Genomic DNA, 25093 nt, shown 5'->3' on the forward strand with positions numbered 1-25093 from the left:
TGGTGAACGCTTATGAACCAGGTGTCTGGTTCGATAAAAAAGAACTTGATGTACCAGCCATCCCGTTTGAGCAGATGCACCTCTACGGCAGCGACAGCGTGGTGAGGGCTGCTTGCGTGGTGAATGCCCCGGCATGAGCGCACGACTTAGACAACCGCTCGGGCTGACACCTCCCCTGTAGCCAACAGGTTCTTTATATCGATATCCCCGCGCGAAACGTGTTGGTACTCCCCTGATTCGAGCGCCGCTATCACTGCGCGCTGGGCCTCCCTGAAACCGGTTTTCATAGCTCATCCCTGCAATTACGAAAATCATCGTACAAAATCCGGATCAAATCTAGCGCTTGCGAAGCCAAAGCGACCAGCGGTTCCCACCCGATTCGAGCGTTGACCCGGAACACGCATGAACTATGGCCCTGCCAGCCGCAAGACGGCGCAGGGCAATGTAACCAACGCTTTCAAGGCTGCTCGCGGCAGCCGCTTGAAACCTCCGTGAGCACCGGCTGGCTGCTGCCATCCACCTAGGCCGTGTTTCGCGAGATGTGAAGAAGCATGAAACATTATTTATCAATAAATTTTCTCATTTGATGTAGCTTCTCATTCGCACGAAATCTGTAACCCTTTTACCAGTCCCCCGCCTCAGGAATTCCCCGTGAAACGTCATCTCCCTGCCCGCCTCTTGCTGGTCGGCGCATGCAGCGCCATGCCTGTCGTTCATGCCGCCGACAACCTCACCCTGCCCGCGACCCAGATCGACAGCACGAGCGAAGTGGTGGATGGCGTGAGCCAGGGCTACGAGGGCAGGGCCTCATCCAGCACCACCAAACTGGGCCTGACCGACAAGCAGACCCCGCAGGGCGTGACAACCATCACCCGCCAGGCGCTGGACGATTTCAAGATCACCGGTATCAAGAACGCACTGCGCGCAGCACCGTCGGTAACCGTCGAGCAAACCGAAACCGACCGTACCGAATTCACCTCGCGCGGTTTCGACATCAATACCTTCGAATACGACGGTACGGGCATGCCCTTCGTAAGCAGCACGCTGGTAGGTGATCAGGACTTGGCCGAGTACGAGCAGATCGACGTGTTGCACGGCGCCAATGGCTTGATGAGCGGTGCCGGCAACCCGTCGGCCACGGTCAACTTCGTGCGTAAACGCCCGACAGATACCTTCCAGGCGCAGGTCGACACCAGCGTCGGCTCGTGGGACAGCCGCCGTATCGACGTCGATGTTGCAGGCCCGCTGACCGACAGCGGCAATGTGCGCGGCCGGTTCATCTACTCCCACGACAAGGGCAACTCATGGATGGACCGCTACAGCCACGAGCGCAACGTTGCTGCCGGCCTGCTGGCGTTCGATGTGTCCGACGCCGACACCGTGACTGTGGGCTTCTCCCATCACAACAGTGATTCCAACGGCAGCACCTGGGGCAACCTGCCACTGGTGGACAACGACGGCAATGCCATCCACTACAGCGGGCGCAGCAACAGCATCGGCCAGCCGTGGACCTACTGGAACCTGCACACCCAGCGGGCCTTCGTCGAGCTTAAGCATGATTTCGGCAATGACTGGAACGCCACGCTCACGGCCACCGGGCAGCAGGAAAAGCAGAACACCAACATGCTCTATGTCGGTGGCGTCTCCGGTGATGTTGCCGACGCGTATGCCAACCACACCCGCAGCGAGGCCCACCAGTTGCTGGGCGAGGCCAAGGTGCAAGGCCCGTTCAGCCTGTTCGGTCGCGAGCACCAGCTGACCTTCGGTGCCGCGTACGGGCGCACGCATCAAAAAGGCCAGGAGTATGACGAAGACCTGGAGCATGGCAGTTTCTTCAACACGTCGTTCTCGGGCATTCTGGCGGGCAATACGCCGATGCCCTCGTTTGGCGTCACCAGTGACGACCTGGCGCAGAACTTCCAGGACACGCAAAAAAGCGTATTCGCCGGTGCGCGCTTCAGCCTGGCCGATAACCTGCACTGGATAGCCGGTGCACGCATGCTCAGCGCCGACGGCAAGGGCGAGAGCTACGGTTCAGAACACTCCACACGCGCCCACGGCAAAGTCACGCCCTACACCGGCCTGGTCTACGACCTGAACGAGGCATGGAGCATCTACGGCAGCTGGACCAAGATCTACAACCCGCAATACAACGTGGTCGGTACCGACGGCAAGCTGCTCGACCCACTGGAAGGCAAGAGCATGGAAGTGGGCGTAAAAGGCAGCGTGATGGACCAGCGGCTGCACCTGACCGCTGCGCTGTTCAAGACCGAGCAGCGCAACGTGGCCGTGGATGCCGGATTCGACGGGGTTCAGGAGGTTTACACTCCGGGCGACTTCAAGAGCCACGGCGTAGAGCTGCAGGCGTCCGGCGAAGTGGCGCCAGGGCTCGACCTGCTCGCCGGCTACACCTATGTACGTATTGACGATGACAACGGCGAGCGTGCGCGCAAATATGTGCCGGCCCACAGCTTGCGCGGCATGGTCACTTACCGCTTGCCGACCCTGCCACAGATGAAGGTTGGCGCCCGTGTCAGCTGGCAGACCGGCGTCGAGAACGACACCAACAGCGCCATCCACCAGAACGCCTACGGTCTGGTTGACCTGATGACCAGCTACGACATTGACAGCAACTGGAGCACGTCGCTGAACCTGAACAACGTCACCGACCGCAAATACCTCCTGTCGCTGTACAACAACGCGACAACCGCCAGCTATGGTGCGCCCCGCAACCTGACGGCTTCGGTGACCTGGAAGTATTGACCCCGCCCGTGTGTAGCGGCGCACTGTACGGCACCCAGTGATGGCCCTGACGCCATTCAGGTAAGCTCAGCCCCTGCAATGCAACCATCAAGGACGGTGCCCATGCATTCACTGACTGACGAGCAGGTACTGGCGATCATCCGCGAGAACCCGGTAAACCGGGCACTTCTGGCGCTGCTGGCAACGCTGGAGATCCCCCACTGCATGCTGGTGGCAGGCGCCCTGTTCCAGACCTTCTGGAACCACCGCGCAGGGCTGCCTGCCGGCTGGGGTATCAAGGACTATGACATCGCCTATTTCGACGCCGACGTGTCCTGGGAGGCAGAGGACCGGGTTATCACCAGGGTGCAGCAGGCCTGCGCGCACTTGGGCGTCAACGTGGAAGTGCGCAACCAGGCCCGCGTCCACCTGTGGTACCAGGGGAAATTCGGCGGTGCTTACTCGCCATTGCTCAAGGTCACGGATGGCATCGACCGCTACCTGATCCGCTCGACCTGCCTTGGGGTTGATGTGTGCACGGGCACGTTGTACAGCACCCATGGCCTGGATGACCTGCAGCACGATCTGCTGAACATGAACGAGCTGAACCCACGGCCAGGCTTGTTCAGGGAGAAAGCCGCCAGCTACCGGGAGCGTTGGCCATGGCTTGTCTTGGTCGAGTGACCAGGATGCTCATGCTAGTGCCCGGTTTTCGACCCGCCCAACCAGTCACTGCGTGTCATCTCCCATACCTCGACCTGCATTGGCCCAGAAACAAAATATCCATCACCGGTACTCACCCTACGCATGCCTTCATGCTCTGAAACCTTGCGCGAGGCATGGTTGGCAACGGCTTTGGGAACCTGCATGAGCGGGCGTGACAACGCCTCGAACCAATAGGCGTTGATGACCCTGCAGGCTTCGCGCATGTAGCCCATGCCCCACCACTGCGGCGCAAGCCAGAAGCCTCTGTTGTTTCCAGGCTGCTCATGCAAACTGATGCTGCCAATGGTGCAGTCAGCCTCGTTGCGCAGGCGGATCATCCAGTGCCATTCACGGCCCGCAGCCATGGCAGGCAGGGCGATATCCCGCACATAGACCAGCGCACCGTCTTCCGGATATGGCCATGGGACGCGACGATCGAGGTAGCGGACAACTTCCCATTGCGGGAACAATTTCTGGATTACAGGTGCATCCTCCAGCCGCAGGGGCGTGAGTACAAGGCGATCGGTATACAGCGTCGGCAGGCAATCCATGGCATTCGTTCCTGGGCATCCTTGTGGAAGCGTCTGATAGTCTGCGATGGGTCGTTTCTTGTCGAGCGGGCCAACAGCTTACCTTATGTGAACTGCATCCAAACGCCTCTCAGCTGAACACCCAGAGCACGCGGGTGGGCTTGTCGGTGAGGTTGGCGTAGCGAAAACTGGCGTGGGGTTGCAGCTGAAAACTGTCACTGGCCCTCAGCGTGACCGGCTCACCGCCACCCAGCCACACAGTCAGCTCCCCTTCGAGCACGAAGCAGCCCTGCTCCGAGCTGTCGTCCAGGTACTCCTCGCCACTGCTCGCCCCTGGCTCCAGGTGGCTATCGAGCATGGAGAACGCGCCCGTTATCGTAGGGGATGCCAGCACATCGGTGATGCCACCGGCCAGGTGAAGCGTGCGCCGCTCGTGAGGGCGGGTGACCCAGTCGAGCTCGCGGGGCTTGTCCAGTTTGTAAAAGTAGGCGGTCGAGACGCCGAGCTCTTCGCTGATGGCTGTGAGGTCGGCCACGGTCGGGCGCGACACGCCCCGTTCGACCTGGGACAGAAAGCCCACCGAACGGCCAATACGCTGAGCCAGCTCGCCCAGCGTCAGGCCTTTGAACTTGCGCAGGTCGCGAATCAGTACTGCCAGGCCTTCGATTTCTTCGTGCACTTTCATAGTTGAATCGCGACTTTCAGACGGGAAAATAATGCCTTGAAAAGTACAGGATTCATCTCACAAAGCAAATTGTGGCTGTGAGGCAAGCAATCCGGGGCCGCCTTGCGGCCCATCGCCGGCAAGCCGGGCTCCCACAAGTACGGTGCCAACCTCAAGCATTGCGCTGGCCCTGTGGGAGCGGGTTCACCCGCGAAGAATCCAACCCGGTGTTCACGGCTAAAGCCCACACAGGTACAGCGCATGTATCAAGAACAGCGCGGCCCCTGTGGGAGCTGGCTTGCCGGCGATGGGCTGCGCAGCAGCCCCGGTGTCTTCAGCGGACAGCTTCGTAGGTCAGGTCCAGGCACTTGCGGGCTTTTTCAACCAGTTCGTCGATCTCCTCGATGCTGATCACCAGCGGCGGCGCGATGATCATGGTGTCGCCCACGGCGCGCATGATCAGGCCGTTGTCGAAGCAGTGCTGGCGGCAGATCATGCCGACACCTTTGCCTTCGTACCGGGCGCGGGTGGCCTTGTCTTTCACCAGCTCGATTGCGCCGAGCATGCCCAGGCCGCGCACTTCGCCTACCAGCGGGTGGTCAGCCAGTTCGCGCAGGCGTTGTTGCAGATAAGGCGCGGTTTTATCGTGCACCTGCTGGATGATCTGCTCATCACGCAGGATGCGCAGGTTCTCCAGGCCCACCGCAGCCGCCACCGGATGGCCAGAATAGGTGAAGCCGTGGTTGAAGTCGCCGCCTTCGCTGATGACCTTGGCCACTTCGTCACGCACGATCACCCCGCCCATGGGGATGTAACCAGAGGTCAGGCCCTTGGCAATGGTCATCAGGTCGGGCTTGAGGTCGTAGTAGTCGGTACCGAACCACTCACCGGTGCGGCCAAAACCGCAAATCACTTCGTCGGCAACGAACAGGATGTCGTACCTGGCCAGGATTTCCTTCACCTTCGGCCAGTAGGTTTGCGGTGGAATGATCACACCACCGGCGCCCTGGATCGGCTCGGCGATGAAGGCGGCAACGTTGTCCACGCCAACTTCGAGGATTTTCTTCTCCAACTGCTCGGCCGCCCACACGCCGAAGTCGGCCTCGGTCATGTCGCCGCCTTCGCCGAACCAATATGGCTGCGGGATGTGCACGATATCCGGAATCACCCCGCCCTGCTGGTGCATGCCGCTCATGCCACCCAATGCTGCCCCCGCCACAGTCGAGCCGTGGTAGCCGTTGATGCGGCCAATGATGACGTTCTTGTTCTTCTTGCCCTTCAGCGCCCAGTAATGGCGCACCATGCGCAGCACGGTGTCGTTGCCTTCGGAACCGGAGCCGGTGAAGAACACATGGTTCATGCCTTGCGGCGCCACATCGGCGATTGCCTTGGCCAGCTCCAGCGCAGGCGGGTGCGCGGTCTGGAAGAACAGGTTGTAGTAAGGCAGCTGCTTCATCTGCTGGCTGGCAACCTCGGCCAGCTCATCGCGACCGTAGCCCACCGCCACGCACCACAGGCCCGCCATGCCATCAAGAATCTTGTTGCCCTCGCTGTCCCACAGGTACACGCCCTTGGCCGAGGTGATGATGCGCGGGCCTTTCTCGGCCAGTTGTTTGACATCGCTGAACGGGGCCAGGTGGTGGTCGCGGCTCATCGATTGCCAAGCAAGGGTCTGCGAATTCTTTTCACTCATTGACTTCTACTCCATCAAGTTGCGCAGCCAGGCTGCGCGGGTACTTTGATAATTGGGAACGGTGGGTGTTCAGGCCGACAGCAACAGCCTCTGGCGCAATACCGAGCGATGCCGGCAGGCCTTCCCAAACGACTGGAAGATGGTCAGGTAATGCGGGTTGTCCATGACCTGGAACTCGGGGTGCCATTGCACGGCCAGGGCAAACCCCTTGCCGTTCTCGACCGAAATCGCTTCCACCAGGCCATCGGGTGCCAGCGCTTCCACCCGTAGCCCCGGGGCCAGTACATCGATGCCCTGGCCATGGATGGAGTTGACGTCGAAGACCGCCGGCAAGCCCATGCGGTCGAGCAGGCCGCCGGGCTCTACATGCATGGTGTGGCGTGGCCCATACTGCTTGTCGATGGGCTCACCCTTGCCTTCGCGGTGGTCCATGAACACACCGGTCTCGTGGACCTTCTGGTGCAGGGTGCCGCCAAGTGCCACGTTCATTTCCTGGAAGCCACGGCAAATGCCGAGCACCGGCACGCCGGCGGCGATGGCCGCACGCATCAGCGGCAACGTGGTGGCATCACGCAGCGGGTCGTGATGAGTGCCCGCTGCACTGGCCGCGCCGTTGTAGTGGAACGGCTCGATGTTGGACGGCGAACCTGTGAAGATCAGCCCATCCACCACGTCGAGAATATCGGCGCTGTCCATCAGTTCACCGAGGCTGGGAATCACGATGGGCAGCCCACACGCTGCCTTGGCTGCCGCGCGTGCGTACTTCTCTCTGATGGTCTGGGTTGCATGCAGCTCGATCATGCTGGTGCATGCGGTAATGCCGATAACGGGCACACGTGGCATATCTTCCTCCGGCAAATCCATATTGCGCGTTGTGTTGAAAGGGAGGGTGCAGCGTCGCTGTTCGACCTTCGGCACCTACAGGAACCAGCGGTATTCGCGGGCATCGATATGGCGCATGAAGTCCAGTTGCTCCTGGTATTTGTTTTCGCAATAGACCATCACGAACTCACTGCCCAGGCCTTCGTTGACCACCGGGTGGTGACGCATGGCGGCCAGGGCGCTGAGGGCATCCTTGGGGAAATCGATGCCGCTCTGACGGTTTTCGTTCAGCGGGGCGATGGGCTCGACGCCGCGGTCCAGGCCATGCTCCATGCCGGTCAGGATGGCCGCCAACACCAGGTACGGGTTGGCATCGGCACCGGCGATGCGGTGTTCGATGCGCAGGTTGCGCGGGTCGGACTCGGGGATGCGAATGCACGCATCACGGTCTTCGAAGCCCCAACTGGCCTTGCTCGCCGCGTTCACCATGGCGCCGTAGCGGCGGTAAGCATTGTGGTTGGGAGCGAAGATCGGCATGCAGTGCGGCAGCAGCTCCAGGCACCCCGCCACCGCATGGCGCAGCTTGCGCTGTTCAGCGCCGGCCAGGATGTTGTTGCCGGCAGCGTCATACAGGCTGACGTGCACATGCATGCCGCTGCCCGGCGCGTCCAGGTACGGCTTGCTCATGAAGCTGGCACGGTAGCCGTGCTTCATGGCGATACCGCGGGTACTGCGGCAGAACAGCGCCGACCAATCCGCCGCGCTCAGGGCATCGTCGCTGTGGGAGAAGTTGATCTCGAACTGGCCAGGGCCCAGTTCTGCGGTGATGACGTTTGCCGGCACGCCCTGCTCATTGGCGCCATCGACCATCTCGTGCAGCACCGACGAGAAGCGTGAAAGCCGCTCGATGTGCATGTTCGGCTGGTCGTCCTCGTCCCCGGTCGCCGTGTCCCGCGGGTACTGTGGCAGGCCGTTGTCGAGCTTGCGGTCGAACAGGTAGAACTCCAGCTCGAAAGCCACCACCGGGCGTATGCCGCGTTTGGCCAGGCGCTGAATCACGCGGGCCAACACTTCACGGGGCTCGAACTCGATAGGCTTGGCGGTGCCGTCGGAGGTGATGAGCATCTGGGCAATCACTTCCTTTTCCCAGCGCACCGGCTTCAGGGTACCCGGCACCAGGCGCCGGGCAGCATCCGGATCGCCGTCGGCAAAGCAGTAATCACCAATCGGGTAAAGGCCACCCTGGGTACCCAACAACACGCAGTTCTGCGGCAGCTTCAGCGGCGCGCCGGCTGCGACTTTCTCCAGCATGTCCATGGGGTAGCGCTTGCCGTAGAAGTGCCCGGGGATATCCAGCGCAATCAGGTCGACATAACGAATTTCTGGGTGCTCCGCTCGGAACGAGCGCACTTCAGCCAGCAGATCCGCAAAGATGACACTCATCTTCTTATCCTTGTGAGGTGAACGAATTCAATTGAAGACCCAGAGCACGCGGGTGGGTTTTGCCGTCAGGTTGGCGTAACGGAACTGCGCGTGGGGTTGCACCTGGAAGCAGTCGTTGGCCTGCAGGGTCACGGCCTCGCCGTCGTCCAGCCATACCGTGAGTTCGCCCTCAAGCACGAAACAACCCTGCTCGGAACGGTCACTCAGGTACGCCTCGCCACTGGTGGCGCCTGGTTCCAGATGGCTGTCGAGCATGGCGAAGGCACCGGCGATGGTGGGCGAAGCCAGCACATCGGTAATGCCCGACTCCAGGTACAGCGTGCGCCGCTCGTGGGGGCGCGTGACCCAACCAATGCTGCGGGGCTTGCTCAGGTTGTAGAAGTACGCGGTCGATACGCCGAGCGCTTCGCTGATGGCAGTGAGGTCCGCCACCGTAGGGCGCGAAACACCGCGTTCGACCTGAGAGAGGAAGCCGACCGAGCGGTTGATGCGCTCGGCCAGCTCGCCCAAGGTCAGGTTCTTGAATTTGCGCAGGTCGTGAATAAGGATCGCGAGGGCTTCAACCTCTTCGTGCATCTTCATCGATTGGGCTGCCGTGAAATTTTTAGAGTTATTTTTCATGAAAAATTACATGAAAATTTTCACGAGTCAAGCCGAACCCTGAATTTGTGCAGCAGCGTACAGAGGGTTTGGGGTGCAAGGACCCGGATTGGCAACGGTGCCGCGGGTTTCTTTAAAGGTGCTCAGGGAGTAGCCTCGGGGGTGAATCTTCCCAGCCCGGCCATTGCCCTCGTCATGCCAAACGGTTTCCCAGAATTGCCCCCGCTTAACGCGTTACGCGTGTTTGAAGTGGTTGCCCGCCACCTGAACTTTCGCCTGGCTGCCGAGGAACTGGGTGTGACCCAGGCGGCAGTCGCGCAACGGATACGCGGGCTGGAGGCGAACCTGAACCTTCGCCTGTTCGAGCGCCTGCCCCGTGGCCTGGCGCTGACCGATGCGGGCCTGGGTTACAGCACCAGCATTCGCAGCGCCTTGGCGATGATCGATGAGGCAACCCGCCTGCTCAGACCGCAGACATCGCACCTGACGGTCAGCGTTACCCCTACCTTTGCCTCTAAATGGCTTATTCCGAGGCTGGGCAGCTTTGCGCAAAGCTACCCAGACATCGATCTGCGTGTGCTGGCCACAGATCGGCTGTCGCACTTCAGCACCGATGGCGTGGATATCGCAGTACGCTATGGCAAGCCTGAAATCGGCGCGGGTTTGAACAGCGAACTGCTGATGGAGCAGCGCATCGTTGCCGTGGCCAGCCCAAAGCTGTTTGAAGGCACTCATGCCCCCGCCAGCTTTGCGCAGCTTCAAGAATTCATCATGCTGCACGATGCCCATAATTTCTGGCCTCAATACCTTGCGGCAGTGTTCCCGCAACACACCCAACCGACTGCGAAAAACCTGCGGTTCAATCAGACTTCATTGGCCATCGACGCGGCCATCAGTGGTCAAGGCATTGCTTTGGCCAGCCTGGCGTTCGTCAGCGATGAAATCGTTGCGGGCAGGCTGGTGCTGGTCTTCGGTCAGCAGCTCAGGCTCGATAAGTCGTTCTATCTGGTGTGGCCACGCAAACTGCAGCAGCCTGAGTCGCTAGGCGTTGTGCAGCGCTGGCTCAAGCAACAGGCTGACAATAGTTAATCTACTGCCACGGTAAAGTTTGGCTGCCTCCCTCACCGCTGGGGCTGCTGCTAAGGTGGTTGCACCTAAGCAATCAGCCGTTAACGTTGGAGGCAGCATGTCAGTAGAAAAAGTAGCGATTATCACGGCCGGTGGTAGTGGTATGGGCGCGGCAGCAGCACGGCGCCTGGCCGCTGACGGCTTCAAGGTTGGCATCCTTTCCTCTTCGGGCAAGGGCGAAGCACTGGCTGCCGAGCTTGGCGGCATTGGCGTAACCGGCAGCAACCAGTCAGTTGATGACCTGAAACGCCTGGTCGACGCCGTGGTGGAAAAGTGGGGCCGCGTCGACGTGCTGGTCAACAGCGCCGGCCATGGTCCGCGCGCACCGATCCTGGATATCAGCGACGAGGACTGGCACAAGGGCATGGACACCTACCTACTGAATGTCATTCGCCCTACTCGCCTGGTAACGCCTTACATGCAACGCCAGAAGGGTGGCGTGATCATCAACATTTCCACCGCCTGGGCGTTCGAGCCGAATGAGCTGTTCCCGACATCCGCTGTATTCCGCTCGGGCCTGGCCGCATTCACCAAGATCTTCGCCGACACTTTTGCCGGGGATAACGTGCGCATCAACAACGTGCTCCCCGGCTGGATCGACAGCCTGCCGGCCACCGAACAACGCCGCGACAGCGTGCCGCTCAAACGCTATGGCACCAGCGAGGAAATCGCCGCCACCATCGCGTTTCTGGCCAGCGAAGGCGCTGCCTACATCACCGGGCAGAACATCAAGGTAGACGGCGGCCTGACGCGCAGCGTGTAATTGCCTGTGGACGCAGTGTGCGCTGCTGCGGCCTTCGGTTCATGCAACATGGGTGTTCTTCAAGGGTAATCCTGCTCGTAGGCCAGTATGAATTGAGCCAAGGCCATGTCACTGACAGCTATGTCCGGATGGGATTGTCGAAATTTATCCATCGCAGCTTCAAGGTAAACCCCCTTGATATTGCCATCGCTCGCAACAAAGCTGCTGGCATCATCTCGGGTTGCTGCTATCAGCTTTCTATCTCGCGAGGTCAAGTAGGTGGTTGCAGTGCTCGTGCTGGAGATGAGGGTTTCGGCCCAGAAATCATTCATCGCCATCGCAGGACTGGAAAAAACCAAAAAACAACAGATGGACAAGGAAAATATATAGCGCATTACTAAACCTGAATGGAAAATACCCGAAGTAGTGTTAGCGTCGTCAACCCTTCGCTTCACTACACTCACCCGCGAGCCATTTAATTGCATTACTCAACAACGTTTCTCCCCTTCATACGCATCGCAGCATTATTAGCACGCTTCAAGCGCTCAGCACGCTGAGATTTACTGTAATCGTCACGCCCTTGCATGACACCGCCCGCCACCTCAATCCAATCACTCGAGGTACAACCGGAAACAAGAAAGGAAAATAAAAGCGGGCACATACACATCAATGACTTCATCAAACGCCCCAGTGATCATCGCTCACTAAAAAATGCAACTACTTTTCTTCCCCTGAAACGCTACGCAGTCGCTCCTGCGCTTGCTCCAGTTTTCTTTTGTATCTTTCAATCATTCTGGCAGACCCGGACTCTATCGCAGCTTCCAGCTGGTCCTCCCTGCGGTGAACATCTTTCAGTGCACGAGACAATTGTTCTTCTTTTGGGCTCGGCTCATCATCACGACAGTAACGCTGAACCCGGGACAACGCAGCTTCCAACCCTCTCTGCTGGTATATATTCCCATACCGTATTGCCTGTTCCCTTTCGTGAGCAATCTCGTCCCTGCGCTGTTCACAGCTCTTTCTATCTTCGGCCAAAGACAGGTCACACACTGCAAACACAGCGAATACACCCAATAAAAAAGGCGCTACCCCCACGCTACGAATACCCAGCGCGTGTTTCCTGTACGGACACCCTTCTAAATACTTGCCAACAACACTTCGCCCGTGCATACCTGAAAGCCTTGTAAACCTGAAATTTGCCACATCGCACAGCAACGCCAACAAGACCTGCGCTGCCATCAGTACTTGAACGTACAGACCATCGAGCACCATGCTCAACCTGAGCAGCACAGTACCTCGCGATGACGCGACCGGCTTTACTTCAACCTTACTTGGCCTTACTTATCCATCTCAACAGGCGCCTGGCCCTTACTTTTTCTTACCAAACGCCTGTACACCGACTACCCTGCCCTGATAACCGTAGCCCTCGAGCATCGGCCGAGACCTGCCCGAGCAGCGCGACATTCACTACCGCGGCACGTGGCATACCCCCACCACCAGGTTATTCACATTAAAGTAGTACTCAAAATCCGAGAACGCATTGAAGGTCATGATGCCCCCTTGAAAACCACGGGCCATGAATGGAATATTACTTCCCGCCGTATCGCCATCGAATGTTGAAACAGAACGTGTCTTGAAGAGATACCGCGAGGTATCCAGGTGCGTCATCGACAACTCGAAGCGTCTGTCGTACAAATATTTCACACCGTGCGGGGTTATCACATGGTAATAGACATAAATCGCACCTTCATTGGGGTCGATCGTCATATCTCCAACGCCACGCCAAAGCCCCTCCCCCTCTTCCACGTGGACAAAGTCAATGGAGGCACTGCACGGGGCCCGAGGAATATCTCTGTATACCGATACCGCATACCTGCTTATCAACCCTGCAAAGATCAATACCGAGAGAAGTGACGTAAGGCCAATCACTTTTTGCCAACGCGCAGATAATTTACGCACAACGCCTCCCCGTGGCTTTCAGGCTTTACACAGCTTATGAGTAATTGACTGAGGGGCTTGCGGACATAATAATTGCTGTCTTTCAATACTAACGCCGGCTCGAACCCGGCCATCGCTGTTAATACATCATCCTTGGACATACTTTCACTCTGCTCGACGTACAGCGCTGCACCTTGCCCTTCCCATACACGCTTCCAGGCCTCCAGGTCCGGCGGTTTGTGAAACATGAGGTAAGCATAGATAACAGGGAGCAACGCACCTAGAAAGGCGAGAGCCGGCAAAAACAAGTGGCTATTTCTTCTTGTCCATCCGTCACGCAATGGAAGCGGGGCAATAACAGAGGTCTGCCTTTCTTCAGCGAGCTCCGCCTTGCCAGATGCAGCCTCACTTGAGCCGGTTTGCTTGCTGTCATTGCCAAAGGGTTGCTCACTGGCGCCTGTTGATGCTGGAGGCCTGACTTGCGCGAGGTGCAATGGCATGTCCCGTTCAACTGCAGCGCCCGCGGAAACCATGGTGATTTCACACAGAAGTATCAAACCGCGCTTAGGCAATGTTTTCAAACTGTCTCGAGGCACACCAACATCAACAAGCTTCGAACGAAGCGCATGCACTGTCTTGTAATAACTGCTGTCAGAGACAACCAAGCCCCGGCCACCCCATACCTGGGAAATTATCGCCTCTTTATCAGTAATGCCTGCTATCAGGGCAAGCAACATATCGCTTTCGTTACTGCCTAAAGTTGTTGATAACTGAGCACAACTCAGCGTCATCCGTTCCGCGTCGTAACAGACCTCCATCAATACCCTCCACGGCCAATGACTTGCGCCAGCACAATGACAACCTTCCGGCTAGCCAGCCGCCACTGTCCCGCTGCGCGACGCATAATATCATCACTGACTTCACAACCAGCCAATATGGCTAGCGACGGCTTGATGGCCAGCAGGTCAAAAGCGCGACCTGACCTGACCCGAGGCACGCAGCAAAGGCCCTATTTACTGGCGACCGACTGATTGGCCAGCGGGCAGCTCTGGGCGTTAAGAAAACGCGATGTTTTCAGCCAGTTTTGCTGCGGGTAATAGGCAAACACGTAGCTGCCGCGTTGCAGCGTTTCGATCAACTTGCCGGCAATTGCTGGCCGCACGGCTGGGCAGCCCTGGCTGCGCCCCAGGCGCCCGAGGCCGGGCACCACCTTGGGGTCGGCATACGCAGCGGCATGCATCACGATCGCCCGCGACATGCTGTTGTCGTTAAACCCCGGCTCAAGCCCCTGCAGGCGCAGCGAGCGGCCGTGCTTGCCGCTGTAGGTCTGACCGGTTTCATACAGGCCGATGGAGGACTGGTAGCTGTTCGGCGCGTTGGAGAAGGTGGTCGGCACATCAGCGCCGCTGTTCTTGCCATGGGCGACCCACTCCTCGAACAACAGCTTCCTGGCGCGCAGGTCGAACACCCACAGGCGTTTGTCACGCGAAGCCTTGGAGTAATCGATCACCGTCAGCAACTTCTCCGCGTCGCTGTGACTGGCGCACGCGTAGGCGGTGAGTGCCAGGGCCAGGGTCGAAAGGCTGGCGTTAGGCGCCAACTGCTGCAGCTCGGCAGCGCTAGGCAGGGGTTGCGCGTGGGCAGCATGCCAGGCGCTGAGGAAAAACAGGCCAATACTGGCCGCTGAGAGCCGAAAGGCTCCCCGCAATGGTTCGAACATCGACATGGAATACCCTGTTGAAAACCTGTCTTTTCTTGCCTTGTTTGCAGCCAAAAGCGGCTACTTTGCTTGATTACCTCAGGAAAGCCGATCACTTCTTGACCAATGGTTTAGATTCTTCACTGCTTTCGGTGCTGATCACCGTGAATTTTCCTTCGGTGCGGGTTTCCCGGGTCGACGCCCAGTCGGTGATCACCAGCATCGTGCCGACGTCCATCGCCGTGCGTAAATGGCGGCGAAACTCCGGGTTGATGTTCAGTTGCCCCAGTTGTTCATAGGGGGTATTCCCGTACTCCGGGTTGCTCAGGCCCACCACCGACCACCGTAAGGGTAGTGCGCCATCGAGTGCCAGGGCGGATGGTTTTTGCAGCAGGGAATACACGGCCATGCCACTGCGATGCTGGCTGCCTTCAGGCGAAAGTGCTGGCGCCGAGCCGACCAACTGGCCACCGCGATACACGTAGGCACGCAAGTCGGCGCGGCTGATCAGGATAGACAGGGGCCCTGCCGTGGGGTCTGGGTCGTTCCAGAATTGCTGGTTGCTCAGCATCAGCGGGCCTTGGGCCTTGCCATCGCTGACCGTGGGCGCCAGCACGCCGGGGTGGTAGACCTCCACCGGGGCACTGCTGGTATCGGAAACGATAACGGTGGTCGAACTGAAACCGGTGACTTCGTACAGCTTCTTGGCAAAGTCCATCGGCAGGCGCACGCAACCATGCGAGGCGGGGTACCCCGGTAGATGGCCTGCGTGCAGGGCAATGCCGTCCCACGTCAGGCGCTCCATGTAGGGCATCGGTGCGCTGTTGTAGAGGCTGGACTTATGCTCGACCTTCTTCTGCAGAATGCTGAATACCCCGGTGGGGGTTTCCCGCCCTGCCTTGCCGCTGCTCACGGTGCTGACACCAATGGCAATGCCATTGCGATAAACGTAGGCACGTTGCTCGGTAAGGCTGACCACTACGGTCACCGGCCCCACGGGCGAGACCTGCGGGTACCAGAGAAACTGGCCAGGCTTGAGGCTTTCAAGCTGGCTCCTGAGTGCGGCCGGGGTGGGCACCTGCAATGGAGCCGCTTCGACCAAGGCAGCGCTGAGTAACAGACCCAGTCCGAGCGTTACATGCAACATCCTATTGCCCCCCAAAGAACCCTGCCGCCAGCTTAGTCGGAACTTGACCCGCAAAGCCACACGTTGAACGCACCGGCCCAGGCTGTCGGAGTACCACGCGACCAGACCGGGCCTTGGTGGTAACAACTGTGCACAGTAGATGTGCACAAAATTCCCACTTAAAAGCGCAGCGCACGCCATGGAACTTGCCAGATGAAGGCGCTGGAACCCTAGATCTGGCCATACGCATGGGTTGGTATGATTCTTGTTTGTATACAAATTCAAAAATAAAAGTACACAACCATCACGGAGTCCCGATGGCGTCGATTTCACGTTCCGATGTTGACCAGCTCGATGCTCTCCCCGCTGATACGGCTGGGCCCGGCCCGCTGGCGTTGAGCCCGCGCCTGTATAGTGCCGACCTTGCACCGACCCGCGCGGCAAATCGCACCTGGGGGCGCTACAGCCTGTTTGCGCTGTGGACCAACGATGTGCATAACATCGCCAACTATTCATTCGCCATCGGCCTGTTCGCCCTGGGCATGAGCGGCGCGCAGATCCTCTGCGCCTTCGCGCTCGGCGCACTGGTGATCTACGGCCTGATGAACCTGTCCGGTTACATGGGCCAGAAGACCGGCCTGCCCTACCCTGTCCTGTGCCGGATCAGCTTCGGTATTCATGGGGCGCAGATCCCGGCACTGATCCGCGCGGTGATCGCCATCGCCTGGTTCGGCATCCAGACCTACCTCGCCTCGGTTGTCCTGCGCGTGCTGCTGACCGCCATCGCTCCAGACCTCAAGGCCTATGACCAGAACGCGATCCTCGGCCTGTCGACGCTGGGCTGGCTCACCTTCCTCGGCATCTGGTGCGTGCAGGTGGCGATCTTCGCCTACGGCATGGAGATGGTGCGCCGCTTCGAGTCCATCACCGGGCCGATCATCCTGGTCGCTTTCGCCTGCCTGGCGGGCTGGATGTACTGGCGCAGCGGCCTGTCGATTGCCTGGTCGAGCGGCAACGCGCCAACCGGCTCCACACTGTGGCTGAAGGTGCTCGGCGGCGCCGCGTTATGGGTCTCGCTGTACGGCACCATGATTCTCAATTTCTGCGACTTTACCCGTAACTGCCCGGACCGGCGCACCATCAGCGTGGGCAACTTCTGGGGCCTGCCGGTGAACATGCTCGGCTTCGCGCTGATCGCCGTGGTGCTGGCCGGTGCGCAGTTCAGCATCGACGGCAAGCTGGTGCAGGGCCCGACCGAAATCGTCGCCGCCATCCCCAACACCGCCGGCCTGGTACTGGCCTGCCTGGCCTTCCTGATCGTCACCGTGGCAGTGAACATCATGGCCAACTTCGTCGCCCCGGCCTACGTGCTCGCCAACCTGGCACCGAACCTGCTGAACTTCCGCCGCGCAGGCTTGCTAAGCGCCGCCATCGCGGTGGTTATCCTGCCCTGGCACTTGTACAACAGCCCGTCCGTGATCGTGTATTTCCTCGGCGGCCTGGGCGCCCTGCTCGGCCCTCTGTACGGCATCATCGTCACCGATTACTACCTGATACGGCGCAGCCGAGTGAACCTGCCGCAGCTGTATAGCGAAAGCCCGGAGGCCGCCTACCACTACAGCGGCGGGGTCAACCTGCGCGCCGTCGCGGCGTTTATCCCCGCTGCGCTGATCGCCATCGTGCTGGCGCTGGTGCCAGCGTTCGAGACGCTGTCGCAGTTCTCCTGGTTCTTCGGGGCTGGTTTGGGCGGGTTGATTCATTACGCCATTGCCAATCGCAGCGCCAGGTACCAGGAAGTGTCCGGCGAAAGCATTGCGGTAGATAGCGCGCAGCACTGACCGGGATTGGAAGCAGCCACGTGTGGCTGCTTTCGACCAAAGCAGACGGTCACAGCGCACTTTTTGTAACGGGCTCAGGTTGGTGACAGCTTTGAAGTGCCGGTGGAACGCCGAAACACTCATGGCCGCCCGCTGCGCAAGCTCTTCAACTCTGATCGCCTGCGCAAAGTCACGGCGTATGAACTGAATAGCCTGGCTTACCCTCGCCAGGGCTGTATCCGGCGCGGCTATCTCCCCCAGCATCCAGCCATGCGGGCCTTGCAACACGCGGTACAGAATCTCGCACTCATAGACGCGGGCAAGGGCCGCTATCTCTTCAGGCTTGTCCATCAGGCGCAGCATACGTACCCAGGCGTCCATCCGTTCGCACTGAGCATCGCGCGTCAAGTGCCAGGCTCGATGTCCCGAGGGTCGGCCATGAGCGTCAGCGAAATCATCGGCGCAGGCGTGCTCGCCAGGGTCGATGGCGAACTCGTTGCAACGCCTGATGCCACGCCGCGTCATTTTGATTTTGGGGAGCGGAACCTCGCTATGGAACATCACCCCTGCATGATCTCATGCAGGGGTGATGACACATCCGTTGGTCCTACTTCAGGCACCTGCGCTCAGTCTCATCGGGCAGGTTCGCAACCAGCCGGAACTCCCGCCAGAAGTGGCTCGCACGCGCGTATTGCCGCGTCATGGTGGGGCAACAAGGCTTGCTCCGGCAGGTTCACGACCGTGCCGATCCAAGGGTCCTCGACGGCCGTGCGTCGCCCGGCAAGAGTCTCGACCACGGCGAGCCCGCAGAACGGCCCCATGAGCGGGTCGTAGCCGCCCTCGTGTACGGCCACAACCCGCGATTTGCACACCTCATCGGCCAGGCGCATCACCAGTGTCGTCAGCTCACGATAGGCCTCAGAGTGCAGCAGCTGGCGCCCGAAGGGGTCCATTGCCGCCGAGTCGAAGCCGCTCGCGATCACGATGAGGTCCGGCCCGAAGCGGCGGATCGCAGGGATGACCACACGCTCGAACGCACCCACGTATGCTCCTCGCCCAGATCCTGCCGGAAGCGGGATGTTGAGGTTGGCGCCGATGCCTGCGCCTGCGCCGATGTCGTCAACCTTCCCCCGCCCGATGGGGTAGAGACCGTCCTGGTGAAGGGAGATCGTCAACACCGACGGGTCGTCGTAGAAGAGGGTCTCGGTCCCGTTGCCATGATGAACATCCCAATCGATGATCGCGACACGTGCCACCGCGCCAGTGTGCTGGAGATGGCGGATGCCGACCGCGGTGTTGTGGAAGATGCAATAACCCATACCCTGGTCGGCAACCGCATGGTGCCCTGGCGGGCGAATGAGTGCGTAGGCATTGCTCACGGCACCCGTCACGACCGCTTCGCACGCCGCGATCACAGCACCTGCCGCGAGCCTGGCGACGTCCGCCGAACCAGGCCCCACAGGCGTCTCACCATCGCCCGCATCGCTCCAGGCCGGGCCGGTCGGATTCAGGATCCGATCGACATACGCCGGCGTGTGCACCCGCAGCAGGTCGGCCTGCGACGCCGGGCTGAAGGGCAGCGAAACAAGCTGCTGCTCAAGGCCGCTGCGCGTGACCAGACTTGCGAAGCGGCGCTTGGTATCGCCCTTCTCGGGATGGTCGATCGGCTCCTGCCAAGGCAGGCTCCAGGCCCGGGTATCGTGAGTGGTAAAGCGTTCGTCCCAAATCCAGCCGGTTGTTTTCATGTTCATCGCTCGCTGACCTGTTGTTCCTTTTCCACCAGGCGACGTTCGTTGCCCAGATCAAGGGTTCGAGAAGTAAGAAGATAAAATGCGCTGGCAGCCACCAGACCTATAAACATCGAGAGGTCGATATCCCCCATTTGCCGTGCGATCCATCCGGTATAGGGCGCCGTGACGAAGAACGGGACCATCACCACCAGCGCGCCGAGGTAGGCGACATTGCCTTGCCATCCCCATCGCCCATAAATCCCCGCGGGGTTGAACAGTTCGCGGATCGAGTAGCACCCCTTGCGCACGAGGTAGAAGTCCACCAGGTTGATGGCCGTCCAGGGTGTGAACAGGTAGGCAAGGAATACCAGGACGTTTCCGTAGAACACGTTGAATCGGTCCTCTCCGACCATTGCCGCGACAACCCAGACCGACAGCGTCATCGCAACGATCGTGACGGCTCGCATGGCCAGCGACGGCCGCACCCGGCGGAAGCAGTCGACGATCGAGATCAGGGTCAGGCTGCCGCCATAGGCATTGAGCGCCATCACCACCAGCAGGCCGAGGAACAGCAGCGCGACCGCAAGGTGCCCGCCCCCTGGGAACAGGCTATCGCCACCGTGCGCGATCGCCATGATGACTGTGGCGCCGGGCGTGGCCGCCGCGAGCAAGGAGCCCAGGCCGATCACCCAGAGCGCCGAGATCGCCGACGGCAGGTAGGTCCACAGGAACGACGAGCGCGTGGAAACGCTGGGGGCCAGGTAGCGGGAGTAGTCGGACACGTAGGGCGCCCAGCCAAGCTGGAAGCCCGCCACGATGACGAAGGTGGTGGCGAAGGCATGCCATTCGACAGGGCCAGGCTCGAACACACCCGCAGGAATCGTGCTGCGTGCCACAGCGGCGAAGGTCAGCACCACGATCGTCAGACCCAGCGGAACGACCAGGAAACGGTTGACCCGGTGGATCCAGCGGTAGCCATACAACGCCAGTGTGCCGGCAAACAGTACTGCGATCGGGAACCCCCAGGCGGTTGGAATCCCCAGAAGAAAATGCAGGCTTGACCCCGCCAGGATCGCGTCGGCGACGTTGTAGTTGAAGTAGTTGACGAGGGCGAAGACCCATACCGTGATCGCGGCGCCGAAGAAGCCGAACTGCGCTCGGGACTGAACCAGCTGCGGAAGGCCCAAGTGCGGCCCCTGCGAGGAATGCAGCGCCATGAAAAGCGTGCCGAACAGCGAGCCGCACACGGTCGCGACCAACGTCCAGAACAGTGGCCCACCCAGCGCCAGTGTCGTGACGCCGGTCGCCATTGCGGTCAGGTTGATGTTGGCAACGATCCACACCGCACCGAGATGTCGCACGCTGCCGTGACGCTCAGACACCGGCACGAAATCTACGGAGCGCCGTTCCGCACCGTCGGACCGGCCCCGCGCGATCGCGGGTTTCACCGAGGCACTTTGCCCATTGGATGTCATTCTCATTTTCTTGTTTTCCTGGGTGAGATTGATCAGGGGTGCATCATTGATGCTGCATTTATCGAGCGCTCGTTGGTCTCCCTTACAGGTCGATGCCGGTTATGGGCCAGGTGCCTTGAGTCAACCGGCGCCCATCGGCAGCGGTTGCCCCTTGGCATTGGCCAGCAGCGCGGCGGCCAACCGGTCGCGTTCACGGGCATAGTCGCGGGAGATATCAGGCCCGCGCTGCCGGGTGGCCCATTGCGGATCGGCCAACAACGCGGCCCCTTGCGCCTCGGGCAGGTGACGACCTCGGATCAGGTCGGACAATCGCTCGGCCAGCACCAGGGTGGGTGCCTGCAAGTCGCCAGCGGTGGCTGCCGGCATCAGCGAGGCGTCCACCACACGCAGCCCGTCGACCCCGCGTACCCGGCCATCCGGGAAGGTCACCGCGGCGGCGTCGCTGCCCATGCGGCAGGTACCGCAAGGGTGGTAGGCGCTTTCGAGCTTCTGCTTGAGAAACGCATCGATGGCGGCATCGTCCTGCACCGCCGCGCCTGGCGCCAGTTCCCGGCCCCGATAGGGCGCGAAGGCCGGCTGGGCGAAGATCTCCCGTGTCAGGCGCACGCACGCCCTGAACTCCGCCCAATCATCGGCATGGGTCATGTAATTGAAGCGTACCCGCGGCATGCTCTGCGGGAGGGCGTCACGCAGCCTGACCCAACCCCGGCTCTTGGAGCGCTTGGTGCCCACATGCACCTGGAAACCATGCCCTTTGGCAAGCGTCTGCCCATCATAGGAGATGGCCAACGGAAGGAAGTGAAACTGGATGTCCGGATAAACGATACCCGCCCGGCTACGAATATGTCCGCCGCTCTCGAAGTGGTTGGTCGCCCCGAGCCCGCGCCGGGTGGCGAGCCACTCGATCCCGATCCTGGCCTTGCCCAGCAGGCTCTGGGTAGGGAACAGGCTGACCGGTTGGGTGCACTCCATTTGCAGGTAGAGTTCCATGTGGTCCATCAGGTTCTCACCCACTTCAGGCGCGTCGTGAATCACCGCGATGCCATGCTGCGCCAGCTCTTGCGCCGGGCCGATGCCTGACCGCTTGAGAATCACCGGGGACATGATGGCGCCCGCCGACAGAATCACCTCCCGCGTGGCCATGGCCCTGGCGGGCTTGCCGGCCACCGAGAACACCACGCCACTGGCGCGCTGGCCTACGAACATCACCCGGTCGACCAGGCCGCCCTTGATCACACGCACATTGCCGCGGGCGATGGCTGGCCGCAGATAGGCACGCGCAGCGCTCATGCGACGTCCGTCGCCGACGTTCATCTCCATCGGGCCGAAGCCCTCGTGCTGGCGACTGTTCATGTTGTCGCTGACGGCGTACCCCGCCTCGTTGCCGGCTTCGACGAAGGCCTGGTAGAGCGGGTTGGTCTGAAGCCCCCGGCTGATGCGCATCGGCCCCTGGGTCCCGCGTAGCAGCCCACCGCCCTCGACGTTTTCCAGGCGCTGGAAGTAAGGAAGCACGTTCGACCAGCGCCAGCCCTCGGCCCCCAGCGCTTCCCACAGTTCGTAATCCATCGGGTTGCCGCGCACCCAGCACATCCCGTTGATCGACGAGGAGCCGCCAAGCCCCTTGCCACGGGGCAGGTTCACCTGTCGGCCATCCAGGCCAGGCTCCGGCTCGGTCTTCATGCCCCAGTTGAAGCGCTTGGTGTTCATTGGGATCGATAGCGCGGCGGGCATCGACACGATGACCGAGTTGTCACTGCCACCGGCTTCGATCACCAGTATCTGCACACCAGGGTCTTCGCCAAGGCGATTGGCCAACACGCAGCCGGCGGCGCCGGCGCCCACGATGATGTAGTCATAGCGCCCTTCGTCGTGCGGGCTGGAAAACGCTGTTTGCTCAGGATTCGACATGGTACTGATCCCCACCGTCGTATAGCTGGAGACAGACCCGCCCACCTCGCGCGGCAATGCCGGCCCAAGGCTCGGGGTCTGGGTTGGGTTGAAGGCGTGGCGGCGTGGCCTGGGCTGGCTAGCCGACGATCACGTAGAACTTGAGCATCGGCACTGGTTGGCGCCAGGTGCCACGAAAGCCCTTGGGCACCAGGAAGGAGTCACCTTGGGTATAGGTTTCGCAGAAGCCTTCCGCCTCCAGCGTGACCTCGCCCTCCAGCACCACCATGAACTCGTCGGCCGGGTAGCTTTCGTAGCGCTCGGTATACGGCTCGCAGCGCCAGATACCCGATTTCACCGGCGGTTCGCCACGGCTGAAGTAGGCATGGTCAAGGCCCATCGGCCGGCCTTCGATGAGCTCGGCATGCTCAAGGGCTTGGTTCGGCAATTGTTGCCAGCCTGCGGGACCAGTGGAAGAAAAACGGATCGGAAGGAGCATGATGGAGCCTCGGATTTGCGTGTTGAGATTGACAGTCAGGCTAGGGTCGGGCTTCCATGCAGACAAGTGACAAGATTTCTGCCTGCGTCACCTCAGGTTACGGAGCCACCTCCTTGAGAAAGCACCAGTCCCTGACCGCGCTACGAGCCTTCGAGGCCGTTGCCCGGCTCAACAGCATTTCGTGCGCCGCACAAGAACTGCATGTCACACGCCCCGCAGTGTCCAAGCAGGTTGCGCAACTGGAGAGCGACATGGGCTGCCCCCTGCTGCTGCGTACCGGCAATGTGATCCGCCTGACACCGGCCGGTCGCGAGCTGTTCGTGGCCCTGCAACAAGCCTTCGAGCTGATCCAGCTGACCACCGATACCATCAGTCGCCGGGCACGCCAGGGCGAACAGCTGAGGGTGCTGGTATGCCGTGACTTCGCCTCGAGCTGGCTGGCCGGCCAGGTCGGAAAATTCCTGGTCGCCAACCCTGGAATTTCCGTGGAGATCACCGCAGAGAAAAACGCGACCTTCCGCCTCGACGAAGATTTCGACTTCCGTATTTTCTATGGCATGCATGGCGCCAAGGTCGGTGGCGGGCTGGAAGCGTCCGAGCTGTGCCGCTGGATCGATCTGCTGGTCTGCACCCGCGACTTCGCCCAGACCTACCTAGGCGAAGGCCGCAAGCCTTGCGATGCGCCGTACCTGATCGATGCCAACTACGACATCTGGGAGGAATGGTGCGCCCTGACCCGGCTCGACCCCGGCGGCGCACGACGCCAGCAGACGATGTTCAACGAAACCACCCTGTGCCTGTCCGTCGCGGCATCTGGGGGTGGCCTGACCATCGGCGACAGCTTCCTGGCCATGCCTGCCATTCGCGCAGGTGAGCTGATCGTGCCCTACCCACTCGGCCTGGTTAGCGCGCAGAACTACACCCTCTTCAAACCCAAAAGGCCAAGTTCCCCCGCGAGCCAAAAGTTTGAAATCTGGCTGCGTGGCGCGATAGAAAGCTACCAGGTGGATGTGCGCCAAACGCTGACAGAACAGGGCATTCAGGTCATGGAACGTCAACGGATTTGCGCTATGGGGCGTTAGCGGTCGGGGCTGCTATCGACCCGAACCTGCCCTCTGCGGAGGAAAAATTCAGCAAGCAAAGGATCCGGTCATGCCGCGTCTATCACACTCGGATCCGTGGCATCCTAAGTGAGTTCCAACGCGTCAAAAGACGTTGAGGACTGCTTTGCCCGATGCATCTCGTGCCAGATATTCGAACGCCTTGTGTACGTCGTTGAACGAGTAGGTCTGATCGATAACGCGACGGATCTGGTGCTCATTCAAGAATGCATTGATGCGATCAAAAGACGAACGTTGCGCCAAGGCGATGCCACGTATCGTGGTTTGGCGGAACAGCGCAATCGACCCGAAGCTGTGGTGGGTCGATGGCGAGCGAAATGGCCAAGCTGGCGTTCACCTACCTAGCTCCCAGATTCATTGTTAAAACCGGGCGCTTACGCTTTAATTCCAATTTGACAGTCATCCAACCGGCGACATTGATGCCTTATCCGTCTGACCTTTCACTCGATATCAGTACGATTGCCAAGATCGAGGCTGTGCCGCTTATTCTCAATATGGTGAAGCATATTACCGGCATGCGCTTTGCGGCGATTGCGCGTGTTACCGAGACGAAATGGGTGGCTTGCGCCGTCGACGACTCCATTGATTTTGGGCTGCTACCTGGCGGCGAGTTAGTGCTGGAAACGACGATTTGTCATGAAATTCGTCAGCATCGCCAACCCGTTCTATGATCGTGTCCCGGGAAGTGGTGTAACTGAACCAGCCGAAGGCGCCCTGCGGGCGAAAGAGGTT

At 60.4% G+C, this 25093-nt stretch carries 23 protein-coding genes and 3 pseudogenes; 8 read left to right on the plus strand and 18 right to left on the minus strand.

All coding sequences use genetic code 11. The annotated features are described in order from the left end of the window. Positions 1-2: 2 nt before the first annotated feature. The 3 genes from WF331_RS22080 (at position 3) to WF331_RS22090 (ending at position 3426) form a co-directional block, all read left to right on the plus strand. Positions 3-137, plus strand: a complete 135-nt coding sequence (locus WF331_RS22080; protein WP_256352856.1) for a hypothetical protein — start codon at positions 3-5, stop codon at positions 135-137. Between the two features lie 565 nt (positions 138-702). After that, complete coding sequence (locus tag WF331_RS22085) at positions 703-2763, plus strand: TonB-dependent siderophore receptor (protein WP_340623295.1); 2061 nt, start codon at positions 703-705, stop codon at positions 2761-2763. Between the two features lie 102 nt (positions 2764-2865). Beyond that, entirely contained in the window at positions 2866-3426 is a 561-nt protein-coding gene (locus WF331_RS22090; protein ID WP_016500673.1) for a nucleotidyltransferase family protein, read from the plus strand. Between the two features lie 14 nt (positions 3427-3440). On the opposite strand, the gene WF331_RS22095 is transcribed toward WF331_RS22090, so the two are convergent. The 6 genes from WF331_RS22095 to WF331_RS22120 form a co-directional block, all read right to left on the minus strand. Beyond that, positions 3441-3998, minus strand: a complete 558-nt coding sequence (locus WF331_RS22095; protein ID WP_241800546.1) for a GNAT family N-acetyltransferase — start codon at positions 3996-3998, stop codon at positions 3441-3443. 109 nt (positions 3999-4107) lie between these two features. Continuing rightward, the gene (locus WF331_RS22100; RefSeq protein WP_016485777.1) at positions 4108-4662 is read right to left on the minus strand and encodes a helix-turn-helix domain-containing protein; all 555 of its coding nucleotides are present in this window, start codon (positions 4660-4662) and stop codon (positions 4108-4110) included. Between the two features lie 313 nt (positions 4663-4975). Beyond that, the gene (locus WF331_RS22105) at positions 4976-6334 is read right to left on the minus strand and encodes an aspartate aminotransferase family protein (protein WP_016500675.1); all 1359 of its coding nucleotides are present in this window, start codon (positions 6332-6334) and stop codon (positions 4976-4978) included. 69 nt (positions 6335-6403) lie between these two features. Beyond that, positions 6404-7177 carry a gamma-glutamyl-gamma-aminobutyrate hydrolase family protein gene (locus tag WF331_RS22110; RefSeq protein WP_340623290.1) on the minus strand — a complete coding sequence of 258 codons (774 nt, stop codon included), beginning with the start codon at positions 7175-7177 and terminating at the stop codon, positions 6404-6406. Positions 7178-7252: 75 nt separating this feature from the next. Further along, positions 7253-8599, minus strand: coding sequence for a glutamine synthetase family protein (locus tag WF331_RS22115; protein ID WP_016500677.1), 1347 nt, complete (start codon positions 8597-8599; stop codon positions 7253-7255). A gap of 27 nt (positions 8600-8626) precedes the next feature. Beyond that, the gene (locus WF331_RS22120) at positions 8627-9181 is read right to left on the minus strand and encodes a helix-turn-helix domain-containing protein (RefSeq protein WP_016500678.1); all 555 of its coding nucleotides are present in this window, start codon (positions 9179-9181) and stop codon (positions 8627-8629) included. A gap of 213 nt (positions 9182-9394) precedes the next feature. On the opposite strand from WF331_RS22120, the gene WF331_RS22125 reads away from it, so the two are divergent. Next, positions 9395-10288 (plus strand): LysR substrate-binding domain-containing protein, encoded by an 894-nt coding sequence (locus WF331_RS22125; RefSeq protein ID WP_340623296.1) that lies wholly within the window; start codon positions 9395-9397, stop codon positions 10286-10288. Between the two features lie 97 nt (positions 10289-10385). Next, positions 10386-11090, plus strand: coding sequence for an SDR family oxidoreductase (locus WF331_RS22130; protein WP_340623291.1), 705 nt, complete (start codon positions 10386-10388; stop codon positions 11088-11090). 59 nt (positions 11091-11149) lie between these two features. Here the strand turns inward: WF331_RS22130 and WF331_RS22135 are convergent, their stop codons facing one another. From WF331_RS22135 to WF331_RS22160, 6 genes are all read right to left on the minus strand, one after another. Next, positions 11150-11464 (minus strand): DUF2388 domain-containing protein, encoded by a 315-nt coding sequence (locus tag WF331_RS22135; RefSeq protein ID WP_284361260.1) that lies wholly within the window; start codon positions 11462-11464, stop codon positions 11150-11152. 322 nt (positions 11465-11786) lie between these two features. Beyond that, positions 11787-12338, minus strand: coding sequence for a DUF1090 family protein (locus tag WF331_RS22140; protein WP_158491000.1), 552 nt, complete (start codon positions 12336-12338; stop codon positions 11787-11789). Between the two features lie 198 nt (positions 12339-12536). Continuing rightward, positions 12537-13028, minus strand: coding sequence for a hypothetical protein (locus tag WF331_RS22145; RefSeq protein WP_059396099.1), 492 nt, complete (start codon positions 13026-13028; stop codon positions 12537-12539). Further along, positions 12995-13825, minus strand: a complete 831-nt coding sequence (locus WF331_RS22150) for a winged helix-turn-helix domain-containing protein (RefSeq protein WP_284361267.1) — start codon at positions 13823-13825, stop codon at positions 12995-12997. The genes WF331_RS22145 and WF331_RS22150 overlap by 34 nt, the downstream gene beginning before the upstream one ends. Positions 13826-14016: 191 nt before the next feature. Beyond that, a complete protein-coding gene (locus tag WF331_RS22155; protein ID WP_284361270.1) occupies positions 14017-14733 on the minus strand; it encodes a murein L,D-transpeptidase catalytic domain family protein in 717 nt (238 codons plus the stop codon). A gap of 85 nt (positions 14734-14818) precedes the next feature. Further along, the gene (locus WF331_RS22160) at positions 14819-15853 is read right to left on the minus strand and encodes a L,D-transpeptidase (protein WP_284361273.1); all 1035 of its coding nucleotides are present in this window, start codon (positions 15851-15853) and stop codon (positions 14819-14821) included. Positions 15854-16080: 227 nt separating this feature from the next. On the opposite strand from WF331_RS22160, the gene WF331_RS22165 reads away from it, so the two are divergent. Beyond that, a complete protein-coding gene (locus WF331_RS22165; protein WP_431357530.1) occupies positions 16081-17670 on the plus strand; it encodes an NCS1 family nucleobase:cation symporter-1 in 1590 nt (529 codons plus the stop codon). Here the strand turns inward: WF331_RS22165 and WF331_RS22170 are convergent. From WF331_RS22170 to WF331_RS22190, 5 genes and pseudogenes are all read right to left on the minus strand, one after another. Then, positions 17650-18036: pseudogene (locus WF331_RS22170) on the minus strand (AraC family transcriptional regulator N-terminal domain-containing protein); the annotation flags it as partial. The gene WF331_RS22165 and the pseudogene WF331_RS22170 sit on opposite strands and share 21 nt — an antisense overlap. 245 nt (positions 18037-18281) lie before the next feature. Then, entirely contained in the window at positions 18282-19400 is a 1119-nt protein-coding gene (locus WF331_RS22175; RefSeq protein WP_340623292.1) for a class II histone deacetylase, read from the minus strand. Further along, entirely contained in the window at positions 19397-20860 is a 1464-nt protein-coding gene (locus WF331_RS22180) for a purine-cytosine permease family protein (RefSeq protein WP_049824900.1), read from the minus strand. The genes WF331_RS22175 and WF331_RS22180 overlap by 4 nt, the downstream gene beginning before the upstream one ends. Positions 20861-20974: 114 nt before the next feature. Next, the gene (locus WF331_RS22185) at positions 20975-22762 is read right to left on the minus strand and encodes a choline dehydrogenase (protein ID WP_016500689.1); all 1788 of its coding nucleotides are present in this window, start codon (positions 22760-22762) and stop codon (positions 20975-20977) included. A 118-nt stretch (positions 22763-22880) separates the two neighbouring features. Next, on the minus strand, positions 22881-23240 hold the full coding sequence (locus WF331_RS22190; RefSeq protein WP_041167805.1) for a cupin domain-containing protein: 360 nt from the start codon (positions 23238-23240) through the stop codon (positions 22881-22883). A gap of 113 nt (positions 23241-23353) precedes the next feature. Between WF331_RS22190 and WF331_RS22195 the strand changes: the two genes are divergently transcribed. Next, positions 23354-24322, plus strand: a complete 969-nt coding sequence (locus WF331_RS22195) for a LysR family transcriptional regulator (RefSeq protein ID WP_340623293.1) — start codon at positions 23354-23356, stop codon at positions 24320-24322. A 123-nt stretch (positions 24323-24445) separates the two neighbouring features. Here WF331_RS22195 and WF331_RS22200 read toward each other — a convergent pair. After that, positions 24446-24637, minus strand: a pseudogene (locus WF331_RS22200) (zinc-binding dehydrogenase); the annotation flags it as partial. A 218-nt stretch (positions 24638-24855) separates the two neighbouring features. Here WF331_RS22200 and WF331_RS22205 point away from each other — a divergent pair. Continuing rightward, positions 24856-25029: pseudogene (locus WF331_RS22205) on the plus strand (GAF domain-containing sensor histidine kinase); the annotation flags it as partial. Positions 25030-25093: the final 64 nt, after the last annotated feature.

The sequence above is a fragment of the Pseudomonas sp. YNh genome, from assembly GCF_037993085.1.
In the GTDB taxonomy this organism is placed as follows: Bacteria; Pseudomonadota; Gammaproteobacteria; order Pseudomonadales; family Pseudomonadaceae; genus Aquipseudomonas; species Aquipseudomonas putida.

Excerpts from the sequence above, each read along its gene's own strand:
- WF331_RS22085 (WP_340623295.1), top strand. The coding sequence starts at position 703 with ATGCCTGTCGTTCATGCCGCCGACAACCTCACCCTGCCCGCGACCCAG.
- WF331_RS22090 (WP_016500673.1), top strand. The coding sequence starts at position 2,866 with ATGCATTCACTGACTGACGAGCAGGTACTGGCGATCATCCGCGAGAAC.
- WF331_RS22095 (WP_241800546.1), bottom strand. The coding sequence starts at position 3,998 with ATGGATTGCCTGCCGACGCTGTATACCGATCGCCTTGTACTCACGCCC.
- WF331_RS22100 (WP_016485777.1), bottom strand. The coding sequence starts at position 4,662 with ATGAAAGTGCACGAAGAAATCGAAGGCCTGGCAGTACTGATTCGCGAC.
- WF331_RS22105 (WP_016500675.1), bottom strand. The coding sequence starts at position 6,334 with ATGAGTGAAAAGAATTCGCAGACCCTTGCTTGGCAATCGATGAGCCGC.
- WF331_RS22110 (WP_340623290.1), bottom strand. The coding sequence starts at position 7,177 with ATGCCACGTGTGCCCGTTATCGGCATTACCGCATGCACCAGCATGATC.
- WF331_RS22115 (WP_016500677.1), bottom strand. The coding sequence starts at position 8,599 with ATGAGTGTCATCTTTGCGGATCTGCTGGCTGAAGTGCGCTCGTTCCGA.
- WF331_RS22120 (WP_016500678.1), bottom strand. The coding sequence starts at position 9,181 with ATGAAGATGCACGAAGAGGTTGAAGCCCTCGCGATCCTTATTCACGAC.
- WF331_RS22125 (WP_340623296.1), top strand. The coding sequence starts at position 9,395 with ATGCCAAACGGTTTCCCAGAATTGCCCCCGCTTAACGCGTTACGCGTG.
- WF331_RS22130 (WP_340623291.1), top strand. The coding sequence starts at position 10,386 with ATGTCAGTAGAAAAAGTAGCGATTATCACGGCCGGTGGTAGTGGTATG.
- WF331_RS22135 (WP_284361260.1), bottom strand. The coding sequence starts at position 11,464 with ATGCGCTATATATTTTCCTTGTCCATCTGTTGTTTTTTGGTTTTTTCC.
- WF331_RS22150 (WP_284361267.1), bottom strand. The coding sequence starts at position 13,825 with ATGGAGGTCTGTTACGACGCGGAACGGATGACGCTGAGTTGTGCTCAG.
- WF331_RS22155 (WP_284361270.1), bottom strand. The coding sequence starts at position 14,733 with ATGTCGATGTTCGAACCATTGCGGGGAGCCTTTCGGCTCTCAGCGGCC.
- WF331_RS22160 (WP_284361273.1), bottom strand. The coding sequence starts at position 15,853 with ATGTTGCATGTAACGCTCGGACTGGGTCTGTTACTCAGCGCTGCCTTG.
- WF331_RS22165 (WP_431357530.1), top strand. The coding sequence starts at position 16,081 with ATGGGTTGGTATGATTCTTGTTTGTATACAAATTCAAAAATAAAAGTA.
- WF331_RS22175 (WP_340623292.1), bottom strand. The coding sequence starts at position 19,400 with ATGAACATGAAAACAACCGGCTGGATTTGGGACGAACGCTTTACCACT.
- WF331_RS22180 (WP_049824900.1), bottom strand. The coding sequence starts at position 20,860 with ATGAGAATGACATCCAATGGGCAAAGTGCCTCGGTGAAACCCGCGATC.
- WF331_RS22185 (WP_016500689.1), bottom strand. The coding sequence starts at position 22,762 with ATGTCGAATCCTGAGCAAACAGCGTTTTCCAGCCCGCACGACGAAGGG.
- WF331_RS22190 (WP_041167805.1), bottom strand. The coding sequence starts at position 23,240 with ATGCTCCTTCCGATCCGTTTTTCTTCCACTGGTCCCGCAGGCTGGCAA.